General features: G+C 75.1%; 10 protein-coding genes. 9 read left to right on the top strand and 1 reads right to left on the bottom strand.

Features of this window, described 5'->3' with window-relative positions:
* Window positions 1-175: 175 nt before the first annotated feature.
* From AB0M28_RS30765 to AB0M28_RS30795, 7 genes are all read left to right on the top strand, one after another.
* Window positions 176-2,362, top strand: a complete 2,187-nt coding sequence (locus AB0M28_RS30765; RefSeq protein WP_365412297.1) for an MMPL family transporter — start codon at window positions 176-178, stop codon at window positions 2,360-2,362.
* A 996-nt stretch (window positions 2,363-3,358) separates the two neighbouring features.
* Window positions 3,359-3,916, top strand: a complete 558-nt coding sequence (locus AB0M28_RS30770) for a hypothetical protein (protein WP_365412300.1) — start codon at window positions 3,359-3,361, stop codon at window positions 3,914-3,916.
* 67 nt (window positions 3,917-3,983) lie between these two features.
* On the top strand, window positions 3,984-7,031 hold the full coding sequence (locus AB0M28_RS30775) for an AAA family ATPase (RefSeq protein ID WP_365412303.1): 3,048 nt from the start codon (window positions 3,984-3,986) through the stop codon (window positions 7,029-7,031).
* Between the two features lie 237 nt (window positions 7,032-7,268).
* The gene (locus AB0M28_RS30780) at window positions 7,269-7,424 is read left to right on the top strand and encodes a hypothetical protein (RefSeq protein WP_365412306.1); all 156 of its coding nucleotides are present in this window, start codon (window positions 7,269-7,271) and stop codon (window positions 7,422-7,424) included.
* A 103-nt stretch (window positions 7,425-7,527) separates the two neighbouring features.
* Window positions 7,528-10,674: an AAA family ATPase gene (locus AB0M28_RS30785; RefSeq protein WP_365412309.1), complete on the top strand. Its 3,147-nt coding sequence runs from the start codon at window positions 7,528-7,530 to the stop codon at window positions 10,672-10,674.
* 58 nt (window positions 10,675-10,732) lie between these two features.
* A complete protein-coding gene (locus tag AB0M28_RS30790) occupies window positions 10,733-13,762 on the top strand; it encodes an AAA family ATPase (protein ID WP_365412312.1) in 3,030 nt (1,009 codons plus the stop codon).
* A gap of 336 nt (window positions 13,763-14,098) precedes the next feature.
* Entirely contained in the window at window positions 14,099-14,866 is a 768-nt protein-coding gene (locus AB0M28_RS30795; RefSeq protein ID WP_365412314.1) for a TSUP family transporter, read from the top strand.
* Window positions 14,867-14,885: 19 nt separating this feature from the next.
* On the opposite strand, the gene AB0M28_RS30800 is transcribed toward AB0M28_RS30795, so the two are convergent.
* The gene (locus tag AB0M28_RS30800; protein WP_365412317.1) at window positions 14,886-15,536 is read right to left on the bottom strand and encodes a DUF4389 domain-containing protein; all 651 of its coding nucleotides are present in this window, start codon (window positions 15,534-15,536) and stop codon (window positions 14,886-14,888) included.
* 393 nt (window positions 15,537-15,929) lie between these two features.
* Here AB0M28_RS30800 and AB0M28_RS30805 point away from each other — a divergent pair, with 393 nt between their 5' ends.
* Together AB0M28_RS30805 and AB0M28_RS30810 are read left to right on the top strand one after the other, a co-directional pair.
* On the top strand, window positions 15,930-16,085 hold the full coding sequence (locus AB0M28_RS30805; RefSeq protein WP_365412320.1) for a hypothetical protein: 156 nt from the start codon (window positions 15,930-15,932) through the stop codon (window positions 16,083-16,085).
* 194 nt (window positions 16,086-16,279) lie between these two features.
* Window positions 16,280-18,366: AAA family ATPase (locus tag AB0M28_RS30810; RefSeq protein ID WP_365412323.1), on the top strand; the 2,087-nt coding region annotated here is incomplete at its 3' end.

Raw genomic sequence — 18,366 nt, forward strand, 5'->3', positions numbered from 1 at the left:
GGGAGGCCCGGGGTCCGTGGGGAGGCGGTTATCGGGCGATTCGTACGAGCTGTGAATAACGCCACGTAACTGGCAATCGATCTTTTCGAGATGGAAGAGTGCATTCCGCCAGGTTGCGTTCTTTGGGGCTTGTTCCCTGAAAGATCCATGAACCATTCAGGGAGCAGGTCCGTCAGTGGCGACTCTTGCCCGCTGGTGCCTCAGGCACCGCCTCCTCGTCATCCTGCTGTGGCTGGCGGCCTTCGCGGGCACCTCCGCCGCCGCCCTCGCCGCGGGCTCCGCGTACTCCAACGACTACGACGTCCCCGGCACCGAGTCCGGACGGGCCCACGCGCTGCTCGCCGAGGCGTTCCCGGACCTCGACGGTGACACCGGCACCGTCGTGTGGCACGACGCCGGGGGCAGCGTGACGTCCGACGGCGTCCGCGAGCGGATGACGGTGACGCTGGCCGAGCTGGCGAAGCTCCCCGAGGTGGCGTCCGTCACCAGCCCGTACGGCGACGAGGGCGCCGGGCAGATCAGCGCCGACCAGCACACGGCGTACGCCACGCTCGTCTTCGACCAGGCCGCCGACGATCTGGCGAAGCCCGACGTCCAGCGCGTCGTCGACACCGCGAAGGAGGCGGCCGGCGACGGGCTCGACGTGGAGTTGGGCGGCGCGGCCGTCGCGCTGCTCCAGGCGCCCACCGTCCACTACAGCGAGGCCGTCGGCGTCGTCGTCGCGGCCGTCGTGCTCTTCCTCGCCTTCGGCTCGCTCGCCGCGATGGCCCTGCCCATCGCCACCGCGCTGGTCAGCGTCGGTACGGCGTACTTCGGGATCGGGCTGCTCGGGCACGCGATGACGGTCGCCGACTTCGCGCCCATGCTGGGCATGCTGATCGGGCTGGGCGTCGGCATCGACTACGCCCTGTTCATCGTCACCCGGCACCGGCGCGGGCTGCGCGAGGGGCTGCCCGTCGCCGAGGCCGCCGAGCGGGCCACGGCCACCTCCGGGCGGGCCGTGGTCTTCGCCGGGGTGACCGTCTGCATCGCCCTGCTGGGCATGCTCATCCTCCGGCTGAACTTCCTCACCGGCGTCGCGCTGGCCGCCTCGCTCACCGTCGTCCTCACTGTCGCCGCCTCGATCACCCTGCTCCCGGCCCTCCTCGGCGTCATCGGCATGAGGGCCCTCAGCCGCCGCGAACGCGCGCGTCTCACCGAGCACGGGCCGCGCCCCGAGCCGCTGAACGGGCCCGCCGCGCGCTGGGCCGCCTTCGTCGAACGCCACCCCAAGCTGCTGGGCGCGCTGGCCACCGGCCTGATGGTGCTGCTGGCGCTGCCCGTCTTCGCCCTCCACCTCGGCACCTCCGACCAGGGCAACGATCCGCGCGGGACGACCACCCGCCAGGCGTACGACCTGGTGGCCGAGGGCTTCGGCCCCGGTGTGAACGGGCCGCTCACCCTGGTCGCCCACATGGACGGCGCCGACGACCGCGGCGCGTTCGAACGCCTGCCGTCGGTGCTGCGGGAGACGGAGGGCGTGGCGTCGGCGGGTCCGGCCGTACGGGCCGGCGCGACGGGCGTGATCACCGTGGTCCCGTCCACCTCCCCGCAGTCCGAGCAGACGTCCCAGCTGGTGGACCGGCTGCGCTCCGAGGTGCTGCCGCGGGCGGAGTCCGGCACCTCGCTGGAGGTGTACGTCGGCGGGGTCACCGCGAGCTACGACGACTTCGCGGGGGTGATCGTCGGCAAGCTGCCGCTGTTCGTCGGCTCGATCGTCGCGCTCGGCGGGCTGCTGTTGCTGCTGGCCTTCCGGTCCGTCGGGATCCCGCTCAAGGCGGCCCTGATGAACGTCCTGGCGGTCGCGGCGTCCTTCGGGATCGTCGTCGCCGTCTTCCAGTGGGGCTGGGGGAGCGAGGCGCTGGGGCTCGGCGGGGCGGGGCCGATCGAGCCGTTCCTCCCGGTGATCATGGTGTCGGTCCTCTTCGGGTTGTCCATGGACTACCAGGTCTTCCTCGTCAGCCGGATGTACGAGGAGTGGCTCGAGACCCGCGACAACCGCCGCGCCGTCCGGATCGGCCTCGCCGAGACGAGCCGGGTGATCAACTCGGCGGCCGTCATCATGATCGCCGTCTTCGCGGCGTTCGTCCTCGGCGGCGACCGGATCATCGCGATGTTCGGCATTGCGCTGGCGGCGGCGGTCGCCCTGGACGCGTTCGTGCTGCGCACGCTGCTGGTGCCGGCGCTGATGCACCTCCTCGGCGGCGCGAACTGGTGGCTCCCGACCTGGCTCGACCGCCGCCTCCCCCACCTCGGCATCGAGGGCCCGACCCCAACCCCGGGCCCGGAACACCTCCCCCTACCCCAGCCGACGCCGCGCTGAGCGACCGCCCCACCTGGGTGCGTGCGGGGGCTCGGCCCCCGGGCCCGTGAAGGGTGGGGGCTCGGCCCCCGGCCCCTGGACGGTTGAGGGGCGGTTCCCAGGCCTGTGGGGGTGGAGGTTCGGGGCCGGGCCCCTGGGGTGGGGTCGGCCCCCAGGCCTTTGGAGGGCGGGGGTTCGGCCCCCGCCCCTGGCGGCTGGGGGCGGCCCCCCTGGCCCCTGGGTGGTAGAGCTGTGGGGGTGGGGGCTCGGCGCTTGGGCCCTGGCGCTCGGCGGCCCTCCACCGGGACGGCCTCGCCTCTGCGCGGGGCTCCCTCCCCAGACTGCCTACTGCTGAGCGGCCTCCACCGGGACCCGCCTCTGAGGGCTCCGCCCCCTGACCCCCGGGGGCGTAGCGCTCCGCCCTCAGCTCCGCGGGGGGCAGGTGCTTGAGCGGCAGCGGAGGTCCTGGGCCGGGGAACGCCCAGGCGAAGCCTTCGCCCCACGCTCCCTGGGTAGGTGCGGGTGAGGAGCCCCCGCAACGGCCTCTCCGTGGCAGGCGCATCCCCCGGGTCCCGGGCTCCTACGCTCCCGGCCCCCAGGCCGCGGACCCCCGGGCCCCGCCCGCGTGCTGGCCCTCCGGGTCTCAGCCCCTTGCCGGGCTCCCTTGGCGCCTCAGCCCCCGCCGGGGGGCCTGTCCCATCCGCCCGTCTGATTCGCTCCGCCCCTGGGGCAGCCGGGCTCCCGGCCCCCTGCAGAGCCCTGGCCCTCAGGCCCCTGGCCCTCAGGCCCCTAAACCCCGGGCCACGCCCCCGGGCAGCCGGGCCTCCGGCGCTTGGGTGCCGGCGTGCCGGCTGCCGGCCGTCCAGGCTGCTGGACTCCCGGACCGCGGGCCCCCAGCCGCTGCGCCTCCCGCTCGGCCGCCGAGCCTGCCGGGCCCTCGCGGGCGGGAGCCCCGGTGGAGGCAGGGGTGCCGCTGCGTTAAGGGGACTCTCATGCGGGGCGCGTACGGTGCGCCGCATGACTATGAGCACCACTGCCAAGAGCGATGACATCGCGGAGTCCGTGGACGACGTGAAGGACGCGGACACCGCCGCCGTGCTGGAGAGCGAGGAGAGCGGCGTCGGCGAGCTTGACGCCGAGGAGGCGTTCGAGGACGAGGGAGAGCGCAGCGGCAGCGGCGTCGTCGCCGGAGCCGGTGCGGTCGTCGCGGCCGGCCTGGGTGTCGCCTCGCTCACCGGCACCTGGATCGGCGATCTGATGTCCACCCGCCAGACGGTGATCGGCCAGATCAACTCCCAGAGCGGCACCACCGCCGAGCAGCTCTCCGCCATCTATGGCACCCCCTGGCACACGGTCGCCCTCTTCAACGGCCTCTTCGCGCTCGTCGCGGTCCTCGTCGCCGTCGGGGTGCTGCTGCGCCCCGTCTTCGCCACCGACGCCCGGCCGGCCGCGGTCTGGGTACGGGCCACCGCGGTCGCGGGCCTGGTGCTCGGCGTGCTGGGGCTGCTGATCGCCGGGGTGATGTGGTTCGACGTGTTCACGGACCTGCCGAAGATCCCGACCGCCACGCAGTAGGCCCGACCTGGGACCGGGGCCCAGGCCCCGGACGGAATCCCCTCCCGCGCTGTCAGCGCCGTATGCCATGCTCATCGGCGTGGAGACCCGTTCGATCAGCCCCGTCTTCGTCGGCCGCGACGACGAGCTCGAAGAGCTGACCGCCGCCCTGGCCCGAGCCCACGCGGGGGAGCCCCAGTTCATCGTCGTGGGCGGCGAGGCCGGCGTCGGCAAGACCCGTCTGCTGGAGGAGTTCGCCGCCGCGGCCTGCGCCGAGGGCGCGTGCCTGGCCGTGGGCGGCTGTCTGGAGCTGGGCGCCGACGGCCTCCCCTTCGCCCCGTTCGCCACGGCGCTGCGCGCCCTGCACCTGGCCGTGGGCGACGAGCTCACGGAGGCGGTCGCCGGCCGCGAGGCGGAGCTGGCCCGGCTGCTGCCCGACCTGGGCCCGGCCGTCCCCGCCTCGCACGACATGGACAGCCGGGCCCGGCTCTTCGAGCTGACCGCCCGGCTGCTGGAGCAGCTCGCCGCGAAGCGCACCGTCGTACTGGCCCTGGAGGACCTGCACTGGGCCGACCGCTCCACGCGTGAGCTGCTCGGCTATCTGGTGCGCTCCGTGCAGCGCTCCCGCCTGGTCGTCATCGCCACCTACCGCTCCGACGACGTCGACCGCCGCCACCCGCTGCGCCCGTTCCTCGCCGAGCTGGACCGGCTGCGCAGCGTGCGCCGGCTGGAGCTGTCCCGGCTCACCCCCGACGAGGTGCGCCGGCAGGTCGCCGGCATCCGGGGGACGGCCGACCCGGACCGGGCCACCGTCGCCGAGATCTACGCCCGCTCCGAGGGCAACCCGTTCTTCGTCGAGGAGCTCAGCCTGTCCTGCGACGGACCGGGCGAACTCAGCGACTCCCTGCGCGATCTGCTGCTCGTACGGGTCGAGGCGCTGCCCGAACCCGCCCAGCGGGTCGTACGGATCGCCGCCCGCACCACCCGCGTCGAGCACGAACTGCTGCAGCGCGTCTCCGGCCTCACCGAGGACGAGCTGATCGAGGGCCTGCGGGCGGCGGTCGGCGCCAACGTCCTCGTACCGCAGGACGAGGGCAGCGCCCGGGGTGGGAGTGGTGCCCGGGGCGGCGAGGCGTACCGCTTCCGGCACGCCCTGCTGCGCGAGGCCGTCCTCGACGACCTGCTGCCCGGCGAGCGCACCCGGCTCTCCCGGCGGTACGCGGAGGTGCTGGAGGCGGACCCCTCCCTGGTCCGCCCGGAGGAGCGTGCGGCGCGGCTGGCCAGCTACTGGTACTACGCCCGCGACGCCGCCAAGGCGCTGCCCGTCGTCCTCGAGGCGATCACCGACATGCGCGAGCGCCACGCGTACGCCGAGCAGGTGCAGCTGCTGGAGCGGGCGATGGAGCTGTGGGACGAGGTGCCCGAGGAGATACGCGCCGGCCTGCCGCCGCTGGGCAGCCTCGAGTCGTATCCGCCCTGCGGCTGCCGGGCCGACCAGACCACCCTCGAACTGCACTTCCTGGACCTGCTGGCGGAGGCGTCCGTCGCCTCCCGGCTCGACGGGCAGCAGGAACTGGGCCTGGCGTTCGTGAAGAAGGCGCTGAAGATCGTTGACGGGATGCCCGGCGGCGACCGCCAACGGGCGGCCTGGTTCTGGATGCAGTGGTCCCGGCTCCTCACGGGCCTCGGCCGCGGCGACGGCTGGCCGGAGCTGGCGAAGGCGCTGGAACTGGTAAGCGAACTGCCCCCGTCGCCCCTGCACGCCGACGTGCTGGCGCACACCGCCGCCTGGCAGATGGTGCGCGCCTCGGACGAGGGCACCTTCGAACTCGCCTCCCGGGCCGTGGAGATGGCGCGCGAGACCGGCGCCGAGGAGGTCGAGCTGCACGCCCGCATCACGCTGGCGACCGTGCGCTCGCGCAGCGGCGACACGGACGCCTGGATCGCCGAGCTGCGCCAGGTACGTGAGCTGGCGCTGCGGATCGGCGTGCCGCGCACCATTATGCGGGCCCTGAACAACCTGCCCGACGCGCTGCACCGGGTGGGCCGCCCGCGCGAGGCCGTGCAGGAGGGCCTCGCCGGCATGGAGGAGATGCGGCGGCGCGGCCTGAGCGACGGCGCCGCGTTCTCCGCCGCGAACGTCGCCGAGTCGATGATCGCGCTCGGCGACTGGGACGAGGCGCAGAACCTGCTGACGGCCTGGCGCCCGGCGGCCAGCAGCTCCGGTTCGCAGACGTCCATCGTGTTGCGGCTGGCCGAGATCGCCCTCGCCCGCGGCGAGTTCACCGACGTGCCCCCGCTGCTCGCCGCCGCGCATGCCCACCGGTGGCGCAACGACCGCATCGCGCAGTGGGCGGTGCCCGTCGCCATCGTCGAGATGCGCTGCGCGGCGCACCACGGGCGGTACGCGGACGCGCTCGGCGTCCTCAACGAGATCCTGGACCGACTGCCGATGCCCGGCCAGGACGGGTACGTCTGGCAGCTGCTGGCCTACGGCGCGGGGCTGGCCGCCGACGCCGCCGGGCTGCCCGGCCTCGACCCGGCCGCCCTGCGGGCGCTGACCGTCCGGCTGGAGGCGGAGGCCCGGCATCTGACGGAGGATCCGGCGCTGCCGCTGCACCATGTGCTGCGCGCCGAACTGGCCCGCGCCCGCGGCACGTACGACCTGGCCGCGCTCACCGCCGCCGCGGAGCTCTTCGCGCCGCTCGCCAACCCCTACGCCGACGCGCGGCTCGCCTACCGCCGGGCCGAGGCCCTGCTGGAGACGGGCGGCGACCGGGCGGAGGCGGGCCGGCTCCTCACCGCCGCCTGGGACGGGGCCGACAGCCTCGGCGCCGCCCCGCTGCGCGAGGACGTCGAACGCCTCGCCTCGCGCGCCCGGCTGCCGCTGAAGGACCGGTCGGCCCCCGCACCGGCCGCGGACACGCTCGGCCTCACGGCCCGGGAGCGGGACGTACTGCGGCTGGTCGCGGCGGGGCGCAGCAACCGGCAGATAGCCGAGGAGCTGTTCATCTCGCCGAAGACGGCGAGCGTGCACGTGTCGAACCTGATGGCGAAGCTGGGCGTCTCGGGCCGCGGCGAGGCGGCCGCGCTCGCCCACCGGCTGCGACTGTTCGAGGACCTCGCGGAGGCGTGAGACCGGGCCCACGGGCCCACACGGTCGTGAGCCGGGGGTCTCAGACCGTCTGAGGCCCCCGCACCCCCCGCCTTAGACGCCTTATCCCACCGCCTCAGCCGGATCTAAGGCGTACCGGCCGCGGAGATGAGGAAGTCGCCCGATGTGGCGACCCCTCCTTGGAGACGAAGCTTTACGTATCGAAGCCGAGAGGCGAAACGGAAAGCCTCCCGGCACCTTCCAAGGAGACAGCAGAAGATGTTCGGTCACGAGCACGAATACCACACCCGCTCCGCCCAGCTCCGCCGCGAGGCGGCCGACTACCGGCTGGCCCGCGAGGCCAAGGCGGCCCGCAAGGCCGCCCGCCGGCACTCCGGCGCCGACGCCCGCACCCAGTGGGTCAAGGCCGCCTGAGATGGGCCCGATCCAGGCCGCCGCGACGAGTGCCGCGCCGGCACCCGCCCCGGAAGCCCTACGGAAACCTGAGCTGTCGGCGGCCCATGCCATCCCCGGTGATGTGCGGGCCGCCGTCCTCAGCCCGGTCTTCGCCGGGCGCACCGAAGAGTTGAACACGCTGACCACCGCGCTCGCCCGCGCCGCCGCGGGCGAGCCGCAGGCGTTCGTGGTGGGCGGCGAGGCCGGTGTCGGCAAGAGCCGGCTGCTGGAGGAGTTCCTGCGCTCCGCCCGCGAGCAGGGCGCGGTCACGGCCGTCGGCCCCTGTCTGGAACTGGGCGCGGACGGACTGCCTTTCGCCCCGCTGGTGACGGCGCTGCGGGTGCTGCAGCGTGAGCTGGGCAGCGACGCCCTGGCGGCAGCGGCCGCCGGTCGCGAGGCCGAGCTGGCGCGGCTGCTCCCCGATCTGGCGCCCGCCGCGGCGCGTACGGACTCCGAGAGCCGGACCCGGCTGTACGAGCTGACCGCCCGGCTGCTGGAGCGGCTGGCCGCCGACCGTACGATCGTGCTGGCCCTGGAGGACCTGCACTGGTCGGACGGCTCCACGCGCGAGCTGCTCGGCTACCTCTTCCGCACCCTGCAGGACACGCGTCTGGTCGTCATCGCCACCTACCGCTCCGACGACGTCCACCGGCGCCACCCGCTGCGCCCGTTCCTCGCCGAGACCGACCGGCTGCGCTCGGTCCGGCGTATCGACCTGCCCCCGCTCACCGAGGAGGAGGTCGCGGAGCAGCTGGCCGGCATCCGCGGCGAAGCCGACCCGGACCTCGCGCGCCGCGTGTTCGAACGCTCCGAGGGCAACCCGTTCTTCGTCGAGGAGCTGGCCTGCGGCGACCGGGGCACGATGCTCAGCGACTCGCTGCGCGATCTGCTGCTCGTCCGCGTCGAGCGGCTGCCGGAGCAGGCCCAGCGGGTGGTGCGGATCGCGGCGGAGGGCGAGTCGCGCATCGAGTACGGGCTGCTGGCCGCCGTCTGCGGACTGCCCGAGGAGGAACTGCTCGCGGCCCTGCGCGAGGCCGTCACCGGCCGGGTGCTGACCGCCGGCGACGGCGACTCCTACCGCTTCCGCCACTCCCTGCTCCGCGAGGCCGTCTGCGACGACCATCTGCCCGGCGAGTGCGCCCGGCTGCACCGCCGTTACGCCGAGACGCTGGCCGCCCGGCCGGAGCTGGTGGACCGCGAGCAGTACCTGACCCGGCTCGCCTGGCACTGGTACTACGGCCGCGAACCGCTCAGGGCGCTGCCCGTCGTCCTCGCCGCCTCGGCCGAGGCGAGGGGCCGGCACGCGTTCGCGGAGCAGTACGCGCTGCTGCACCGGGCGCTGGAGCTGTGGGACGAGGTGCCGGCGGAGGTACGGGCGGGGCTGCGGCCGTTCGACGGCGCGGAGAACTACCCGCCGGAGTCGGCGGCGGCCGCCCCCGGCGTGCCCGCGGCGGGGGCCGCCCTCAGCGGGCTGGACCTGCTGGCGGAGGCCGTCGTGGCGGCGCGCTACGCGGGGGAGTTCGACCGCGCGCTGTCCGTCGCCAAGCGGGCCCTGCGCCAGCTGGACGAGGACCACCCCGGGGCCCTGGATTCCGCCGGCGACCCCGGCGGGGCTTCCACGACCGGCGACCCCGGCGGCGTACGGACGCGAGCGGCGTGGTTCTGGCTCCAGCGCGCGCGGCTCGCGGAGGACCTGGGCCGGGGTGACGGGCGCGCCGAGCTGGTGGCGGCCGAACGGCTGCTGACGGGCCTGGACGCGTCGACCGTCCAGGCCGAGGTGCTCACGCACCTGGCGTGCTGGCTGACCGCGCACGACCCGGGGCCCGACGCCCTGCGCGTGGCGGAGCAGGCCGTACGACTGGCCGGCCGTACCGGCCCGGAGAGCGTGGAGATCGGCGCCCGGGTGACACGCGCCGTCCTGCGGTGCGACCTGGGCGACACGGAGACCGGCCTCGCGGAGCTGACCGAGGCACGGGACCGCGCCCACGCCGCGGGGTTCCACAGCGCGGCGGTCCGCGCCGAGATCAACCTCTCGGCGGAACTGGAGGCGCTGGGCCGCTCGGCGGAGGCCGCCCGGATCGCGACCGCCGCGGCGCGTGCGGCCGAGGCCCAGGGCCGCCGGGACTACCAGGTCTTCTGCCTGGCCAACCAGATCGAGGCCCTGATCCCGCTCGGACGCTGGGACGAGGCCGCCGAGGTCGCCGAGTACGCCGGGAGGATCCGTACGGCCGCCGTGACGTCGAGAGCGAGCATCGCCCATTCCATGGCCCAGCTCGCGCTGCGGCGCGGCGCCCTGGACTCGGCGCGCGTACAGGCGGACCGGGCGGTGGCCGAGCTGGGGCCGCTGGCCGGCAAGCGGTTCGCCGCGCTGAGCCTCGGCGCGCTGCTGACCGAACTGAACACCGCGCGGGGTGACTTCGCCGCCGCGCGGGAGGAGGCGCTGCGGGCGATGGCCGTCGGCCGTACGCCGGGCATCCACGTCCTCGCGTGGCCGCTGCTGCACCTGGCGGCGGCGAACGAGTCGGCCGAGTCGGGGCCACCAGCGGACCGCGGGGAGTTCCTGGCCCGGGTACGGGAGGCCGCGGCCCGGCTGCCGCGGCACGCGCCGGTGTGGGCGGCGTACGCGCTGCTGGTCGAGGCGGAGGCGGACCGGGCCGAGGGGGAGCGTGACCCCGGGCGGTGGCGGAAGGTGGCCGCGGCGTTCGAGCCGCTGGACCGTCCGTACCAGCTGGCGATCGCCCGCCTGCGCGAGGCGGACGCCCTGCTGGCCGCCCGCCGTACGTCCGTACCGCCCGGCGAGACCCGGGCCCGCGCCGGTGACCTGCTGCGGCAGGCCCACGCCACGGCGGTCCGGCTGCGGGCGGCCGGGCTCCGCGCGGAGACGGAGCACCTGGCGGCGCGCGCGGGCGTGCCCTTGACGGAGGGTGACACCCCGCCGCCCGCCGACCCGTTGGCACGGTTCCGCCTCACGCCCCGTGAGCGGGACGTCTTCCGCCTCGTCGCGGCGGGCCGTACGAACCGTCACATAGCGGAGGCGCTGTTCATCTCGCCGAAGACGGCGAGCGTGCATGTCTCGAACCTGATGGCGAAGCTGGCCGTGTCGAGCCGCGGCGAGGCGGCGGCGCTCGCCCACCGGCTGCGCGTGTTCGATGCCCCGGACCCCGCGCCGGACATCCACGGCCGGCCGGTGCCGACGGGCGCGGACACCGCCTCCACCGCAGGTCCGTAGGCACTCGTGCGGTACAACCCGCTCCCGCCGGGCCGTGCCCTTGTGTCATGCTCACCCCGTGCACACCACAGGCGTCAGCCCCGTCCTCATAGGCCGCGAAACGGAGTTGCGCAGCCTGCGCGAGGCGCTGGCACGGGCCGGTGAGGGGAGCCCGCAGTCGGTGGTCGTCAGCGGGGAGGCCGGCATCGGCAAGACGCGGCTGCTCGACGAGTTCCTCGACGAGGCCCGCCGCGGTGGCGCCACGACGGCCGGCGGCGGCTGCCTCGAGCTGGGCGCCGAAGGGCTCCCCTTCGCCCCCTTCGCCACGGCGCTGCGCGCCCTGTACCGGGAACTCCCCGACGACGTCGAGCGCGCCGCCGCCGGCCGCGAGGCCGAACTCGCCCGGCTGCTGCCGGAACTGGCCGCCGCGGCCCCCGCCCACGAGGGCCGGGGCCGCTACGACGGCGAGGGCAAGGCCCGGCTCCTGGAACTCACCGCCCAGCTGCTGGAGCGGCTCGCCGAGTCCCGGACGATCGTCCTCGCCATCGAGGACCTCCACTGGTCGGACCGCTCCACCCGCGAACTCCTCGGCTACCTCTACCGCACCGTCCAGCGCTCCCGCCTGGTCCTCGTGGCGACGTACCGCTCCGACGACATCCACCGCCGCCACCCGCTGCGCCCCTTCCTCGCGGAGCTCGACCGCCGGCGCACCGTGCGGCGGCTGGACCTCGTCCGCCTCACCCGCGACGAGGTCGCCGGCCAGCTGACGGCCATCACCGGCCGTCCGCCGTCCCCGCAGCTCGTCGACCAGATCTTCCACCGCTCGGACGGCAACCCCTTCTTCGTGGAGGAACTCCTCCCCCTCCTGCACGACGACGGCGACCGCTCCGCCGACCTCAGCGACTCCCTGCGCGATCTGCTCCTCGTACGCGTCGAAGCCCTCCCCGAGGAGTCGCAGCGCGTGCTGCGGCTGGCCGCGGAGGCCGGATCGACCGTCGAGTTCGGGCTGCTGCTCGCCGTGTCGGGGCTGAGCGAGGAGCAACTGCTGCACGCTCTGCGCCCGGCCGTCGACGCCGGTCTGCTGCGTCCCGCGGAGGACACCGCCGACGGCTACCGCTTCCGGCACGCCCTGCTGCGCGAGGCCGTCGGGGACGATCTGCTGCCGGGGGAGCGGCCCCGGATCAACCGCCGTTACGGCGAGGCGCTGGAGGCCGACCCCTCCCTCGTACGACCCGAGGAGCTGCCCGCCCGCCTGGCCGGCTACTGGCACCGGGCGGGCGACGCCGCCAAGGCCCTGCCCGCCGCGCTGCAGGCGTCGCGCGAGGCCGGCCGGCGGCACGCCTTCGCGGAGCAGCTGGTGATGCTGGAGCGCGTGCTCGACCTCTTCGACCGCGTGCCCGCCGCCGACCTGCCCGACCTGGCCGACCTTCCGGGCAAGGGCTACACCGAGGCGTACCCCGCGCTTCCCGGGGCCCGCGAGCCCGGCCGGCGCTACCTCGACCTGCTCGCCGAGGCCGCCGTCGCCGCCCGCATGGACGACGACGTGGAGCGCGCCGGCAGCGTGGCCCGCCGGGCGCTGCGGATCGTGGACGACAAGCGCGACCCGGAGCTGGCGGCGTGGTTCTGGCTGGAGCTGTCCTGGCACCACGTGAACGCCGGACGCGGCGACGTACGCCACGAACTCGCCCGCGCCCGCGAGCTGGTCGCGGACCGCCCGCCGTCCAGCGTCAAGGCGGACGTACTCGCCACGGCGTCGGTGTGGCGGATGCTGCTCTCACCCGACGAGGAGGCCGTCCGCCTCGGCGAGGAGGCCGTGGAACTGGCCCGGCAGGTGGGCGCCCGCGAGGTGGAGCAGCACGCGCGGATCACGCTCGCCGTCGTACGGTTCGACCAGGGGGACCACGACGGTTCCGTCCGGCTGCTGTACGAACTGGCCGCGGAGGCCGACCGCGAGGGCGCTCCGGCGGTGATCTCCCGGGCGCACACCAATCTGACGTCCGTCCTCGGACTCGCCGGCCGCTACCGCGAGTCCATCGAGGCGGCCCGCGCGGGGCTTGCCACAGCCGCCCGTACGGGTGGTCGCGACGCCCTCGCCTACATCGGCCAGAACATGGTCGACTCGCTGCTCTCCGTCGGCGACTGGGAGGAGGCCGAGCGGGCGCTCTCCCAGTCCGCACTGCACCAGAGCACCGCCCGCAGCCGGGCGACGGGCTACCTCAGCGAGGCGTACCTCGCCCTGTACCGCGGCGACGTCGACCGCGTGGCCGGCCTCCTCGAGCGCGCGCAGTCGCACGTCAGCCCCGGCCACCGCGAGACGCAGTTCGTCTTCCCCTTCGCCCAGGTCCAGGCATGGCTGGCGATGCGGCGGCGGCGCTACGCCGAGGCCCGCGCGGTGGTGCGGGAAGCCGTCGCCCAGCGGCCCGAGCTGGGACACGAGGCCGGACTGTGGACGCTGCTGTCGGCCGTCGTGGCGGGCGAGGCGGACGCGGTCGGCGACCCGGGGGCCGAGGAGGGCCGCACCGCGTTCCTCGACGAGCTGGCGGCTGCCGTGGACGGCCTGCCCACGCCGACCGCACCGGCCCGCGCGTGGGCGGCGGCCTTCGCGGCGGAGCTGGCCCGCGCCCGTGGCGCCGACGGGCCCGCGGACTGGGAGGCGGCCCTGGCGGCCTTCGCCCCGCTGGAGCGCCCGTACGAGCGGGCCTGGCTGTCGCTGCGGCTGGCCGAGGCGCTGCTCGGGCCGGGCGGCGGCCGCGAGCGGGCGGGCGAACTGCTGCCCGGGGTGCACGAGCTGGCCGTCCGGCTGGGCGCGCACCCGCTGCGTACGGAGACCGAGGCGGTCGCCGCCCGGGCCCGGCTGCCGCTGAGCCCCGGCACCGCGTCGGCCGAACCGGCCGACCCCGCACAGGAGCTGGGGCTCACGGCCCGCGAGGGGGACGTGCTGCGGCTGGTGGCGCAGGGGCGGAGCAACCGGCAGATCGCGGAGGAGCTGTTCATCTCGCCGAAGACGGCGAGCGTGCACGTGTCGAACCTGATGGCGAAGCTGGGCGTCTCGGCCCGCGGCGAGGCGGCGGCACTCGCCCACCGGCTGCGGTTGTTCGAGGAGGGGTAGCGCGATGGTGGCGCCGGCTGGGGGAGCGCGTCCGTCTGCGGCCACAGCACCCCCTCCAGGAGCGCGTCCCCCAGCGGCGTCCTGACGTGGAACATCTGGTTCCCCCGCCGCTGCAAAGCCACGAGTCCCGCCTCGCGCAGCACCGACGCGCGTGCACGTGACACCCCGGGATGGGGGATGCCCCCTCACGGACACCGTACCCAGCGGCCCCTGACGCCCGCCCCACTTTGCGCCCTGATCGAAACACTCGCCAACCCCGCCCCCGCCGCCCAGCCTTGAAGGTGCGACGGCGGGTGCTCCACGGGGGGAGCACGCGCCCTCGCTACGGGGGAATGCGTGGACGCGGTGGATGTGTGCGCCCTGCTCGCGGTGGCGCTCGCGGCGGGCTGGCTGGACGCGGTCGTCGGCGGGGGAGGGCTCATCCAGATCCCGGGGCTGATGCTGCTCGTCCCGGGAGCGCCGGTCGCCACGGTGCTCGGCACCAACAAGCTCGTGGCGATCACCGGCACCAGCTCGGCGGCGCTGACGTACACCCGCCGCGTCGGCCTGGACCGCGGGGTGGTGCTGCCCGCGGCGCTGGTCGGCGTGCCGGGGTCGGCGCTCGGCGCGATGACCGCGTCGTACGTGCCGGAGCGGCTGTTCCTGCCCGCGGTGCTGGTGGCGCTGCTGGGCGTGGCCGGCTGGGTGACGCTGAGCCCGGCGGCGCGCGGCGACGTGCGGACGGGCGCCGCGCCGCGGTCGAGCACGGTCGTGGGCTGCGCCGCCGGAGCGGGGATCGGCTTCTACAGCGGCATCCTCGGCTCCGGCACCGGGGTGCTGCTCGTCGTGCTGTTCGTGGCGGGCCTGGGCAGCGATTTCCTGCGCGGCTCCGCGATGGCCAAGGTGGTGTCCGTCGGCACCGACCTGGGCGCGCTCGCGCTGTTCGCGACCTACGGCCATGTGCTGTGGGAGGCCGGTGCCGCGATGGCCGCGGCGAACGTCACGGGCGGTGTCCTGGGGGCGCGGACCGCGCTGTGCCGGGGCGCGGGCTTCGTCCGCGGCACGCTGCTGTGCGTGGTGGCGGCGCTGGTCGCGAAGCTCTCCTGGGACATGTGGGCGGCGTGAGCGGCCGTTCCCGCGGTCCTCAGGCCGAGTCGTCCGGTTCGCGGCCGCCCATGTCGAGCCGGAAGGGCGGGTACTCGTCGGTCATGAGCGCCGCGTAGGCGGCGACCCGGAACACCCACCGGTTGAGGCCGATGACCAGGTCGAACAGGTCCCTCGGATAGCTCGCGGTGAACGCCAGCGCGACGGCGGAGATCAGCACGAGCAGGCCGATGAGACCGGTCTGGACGAAGCCCTCGCGCCAGCCGCCGCCGAAGACGCCGATCACCAGGTAGTGCGGGATGGCCAGGAGCCACCACTTCACCAGCACGAGCCCGCGGGACAGCTGCCCGGGGTAGGCGACGTCGAGCCGGGCCGGGTAGTCCGGCTCCTCGCCGAGGCTGAACGGCGGGTAGCGGTCGGTGCCGAGCGCCCCGTAGGCGTAGTACGAGACCCGCCAGCTCCACCGCAGAACGCCGACGTTGAAGTCGAACAGGGCGCGCGGATAGCGCCCGTTGACGAGGATCGCGACGAACGCGACCACGCTCACCAGGAAGAAGGCGATCCACAGGAAGATCAGCACCAGGACGTGCGGGATCACCAGGATCCACTTCACCAGCCACAGCCAGCGTGACAGCGGCGCGTCCAGCGCCGCTTCCAGCCGCACGGGACGATAGGCGGTCGGTGTGGTCATGAGGGAGGCTCCCTTCACTTCCCCCGGGCCCGGGGCGCGCACAGTGGCCGCAACGGCCCGGCCGCGGCCCGACAGGGCGTTCGCGGGCCCCGCACGCTTCTCTACTCCCAGCCTGCGCCGATCACGGAACCCGCGCGAGGGCTGCCCGACGGGCCGCAACCCGCGGCCGGTCCCGATGGTGGGGTACGGGCGGCGGTGTGAGACTGGGGTTGTGGGCGGATGTCGCGCGGCGGCCCGCTCCTGGGGTGGTGCGCGCCCGTCTAAGGCACCCCCTCGGCTGCGACTAAGGCCCCCCGTACCCGGCAGGATGCGGCAGCCGCCCGATGTGGGCTACCCCCCTTGGCGAGGACGCTGGAAGCACGAAGAAACAGCAGACCGGCCAAGGAGTTCACCATGCTGCACCAGCACCTCGCGCAGGCCCGCCACAGCGACCGGCTGCACCGGGCCGAGCAGCGCCGCCTCGTCCGCGAGGCCGAGCGTGCGGAGCGGGCCGCCGCCCGCGCCGAGATCGCCCGCGGCAGCCGCGACGTGTACGTCCGCGCGGCGTGACGCCCGGCCCGTACGCCGAGGTCTTCCGCCTCCCGGAGCGCGGGACGGCGGCGGGCGGGCGGGGCGCCGCCGCGGGCGACCCCGCGGACATCGCGCCCGCCCCCCGCGCCGGCTCCGCGCCCGCCCCCCGCCCGCGAGCCGCCGCCGACCCGGCCCGGGTCCGGCTGTCGGACCCGCATGGCATCCTCGACGGTGTGTACAACTCACCCGTCAGCTCCGTCTTCGTCGGCCGCGCCGACGAACTGCGCGTCCTCGGCGAGGCCCTGACCCGGGCCGGCCGGGGCGAGCCGCAGGCCGTCCTCGTCGGCGGCGAGGCCGGCGTGGGCAAGACCCGGCTGCTGGAGGAGTTCCTCGACAGCGCCGCCGCCGAGGGGGCCGTCGTGGCGCTCGGCGCCTGTGTCGAGGTCGGCGGACCCCTGCCGTACCACCCCGTCTCCGCCGCGCTGCGCGCCCTGCGCCGCCGCCTCGGCGACGAGCTGGACGACGCCGTCCGGGGCCAGGAGGGCGTGCTCGCCCGGCTGCTGCCCGAGCTCGGCGAGATCGCCCACGACCACCCCGACGCCGACGGCCGCGCCCGGCTCTTCGAGCTGACCGTCCGCCTGCTGGAGCGGCTCACCGAGTCCCGGACGATCGTCCTCGCCCTGGAGGACCTGCACTGGGCCGACCGCTCCACCCGCGAACTGCTCAGCTATCTGCTGCGCGCCGCCGGCGACAGCCGCCTCCTGATCGTCGCCACGTACCGCTCCGACGACCTCCACCGCCGCCATCCGCTGCGCCCCGCCCTCGCCGAGTACGAACGGCTGCGCATCGTCCGCCGGATCGAACTGCCCCGCTTCGACCGCTCCGAGGTCCGCAGCCAGCTCGCCGCCATCACCGGTGAACAGCCCGGGGAGCAGCTCGTCGACCGGATCTTCGACCGCTCCGAGGGCAACGCCTTCTTCGTCGAGGAGCTCGCCTGCTCCCTCGGCGAGGGCCTGCCCGGCGGCCTCAGCGACTCGCTGCGCGATCTGCTGCTCGTACGCATCGAGGCCCTGCCCGAGCCGGTGCAGCGCGTCGTGCGGATCGCCGCCGCGGGCGGCTGCGCCATCGAGTACCGGCTGCTGGCCACCGTCACCGGGCTCGGCGAGGACGAGCTGATCGACATCCTGCGCACCGCCGTCGGCGCCAACGTGCTGGAGCCGTGCGACGACGAGTGCTTCGCCTTCCGGCACGCCCTGCTGCGCGAGGCCGTCGACGGCGACCTGCTGCCCGGCGAGCGCTCCGGCCTCAACCGCCGCTACGCCGAGGCGCTGCAGGCGGATCCCACGCTGGTACGGGCCGAGGAGTGCGCCCCGCGCCTGGCCGGCTACTGGTACCACGCCCACGACCCCGCCGAGGCGCTCCCCGCCACCATCCGCGCCGCCGCCGCCTCCCGCGGCCGGCACGCGTACGCCGAGCAGCTGGCCCTGCTGGAGCGGGCGCTGGAGCTCTGGGACGGCACCCCCGACGACATCCGTACGGCCGCCCTGCGGCGCGGTGTCGAGGACGGGCTGTGCCGGGTGATATCCGCCGAGCACGCCGGCGACTTCGCCGACCTGCTCGCCGCCGTCGCCGTCGCCGCCCGCCACACCGGCGAACGCGAACGCGCCCTGGCCATCGGCAAACGGGCGCTGCGCCTCCTGGACGGCGACCCTTCCCCGAGCTCTCGGACAAGCTCGAGAGACCCCATTCGGGCGGCCTGGTTCTGGACCGAGCGCTACCAGCTGATGCGGGAGCTGTCCCGCTCCGACGGCTGGGAGGAGATCGCCCGGGCCCAGGAGCTGGTACGCGGCCTCCCGCCGTCCGTCGTCCACGCCGAGGTGCTGGCCAAGGCCGCCCACTGGGGCGCCCTGAACGAGCCCGGACACGGCGCCCTGACGGCCGCCCGGCAGTCGGTGGAGCTGGCCAGGATGACCGGAGCCCGTGACACGGAGCTGGCCGCGCAGATCACGCTGGGCTGGCTCACCATCGACTCCGGCGGGGTGGAGGAGGGGCTGGACCTCATCCGCGAGGTCAGCGCCGCCGAGATCGTCCCCGGCACGCTCAGCACCGTCGTCCGCTCCCACGGCAACCTCGCCGACACCCAGATGGGCATCGGCCGCTTCACCGAGGCGATCACGGCGGGCGAGGAGTGCATCGCCCTGGCCCAGCGGCACGGCCTCGGTGAGGTCGCACGGCCCTGCTCGCGCCGCGCGGCGGGGCCGATCCGGGGCCTGGAGAGAACGGCTTCCAGGTCAACAAGCCCGCCTCCCTGCGCGGGATC

The organism is Streptomyces sp. NPDC051940 (assembly GCF_040680895.1).
In the GTDB taxonomy this organism is placed as follows: domain Bacteria; phylum Actinomycetota; class Actinomycetes; order Streptomycetales; family Streptomycetaceae; genus Streptomyces.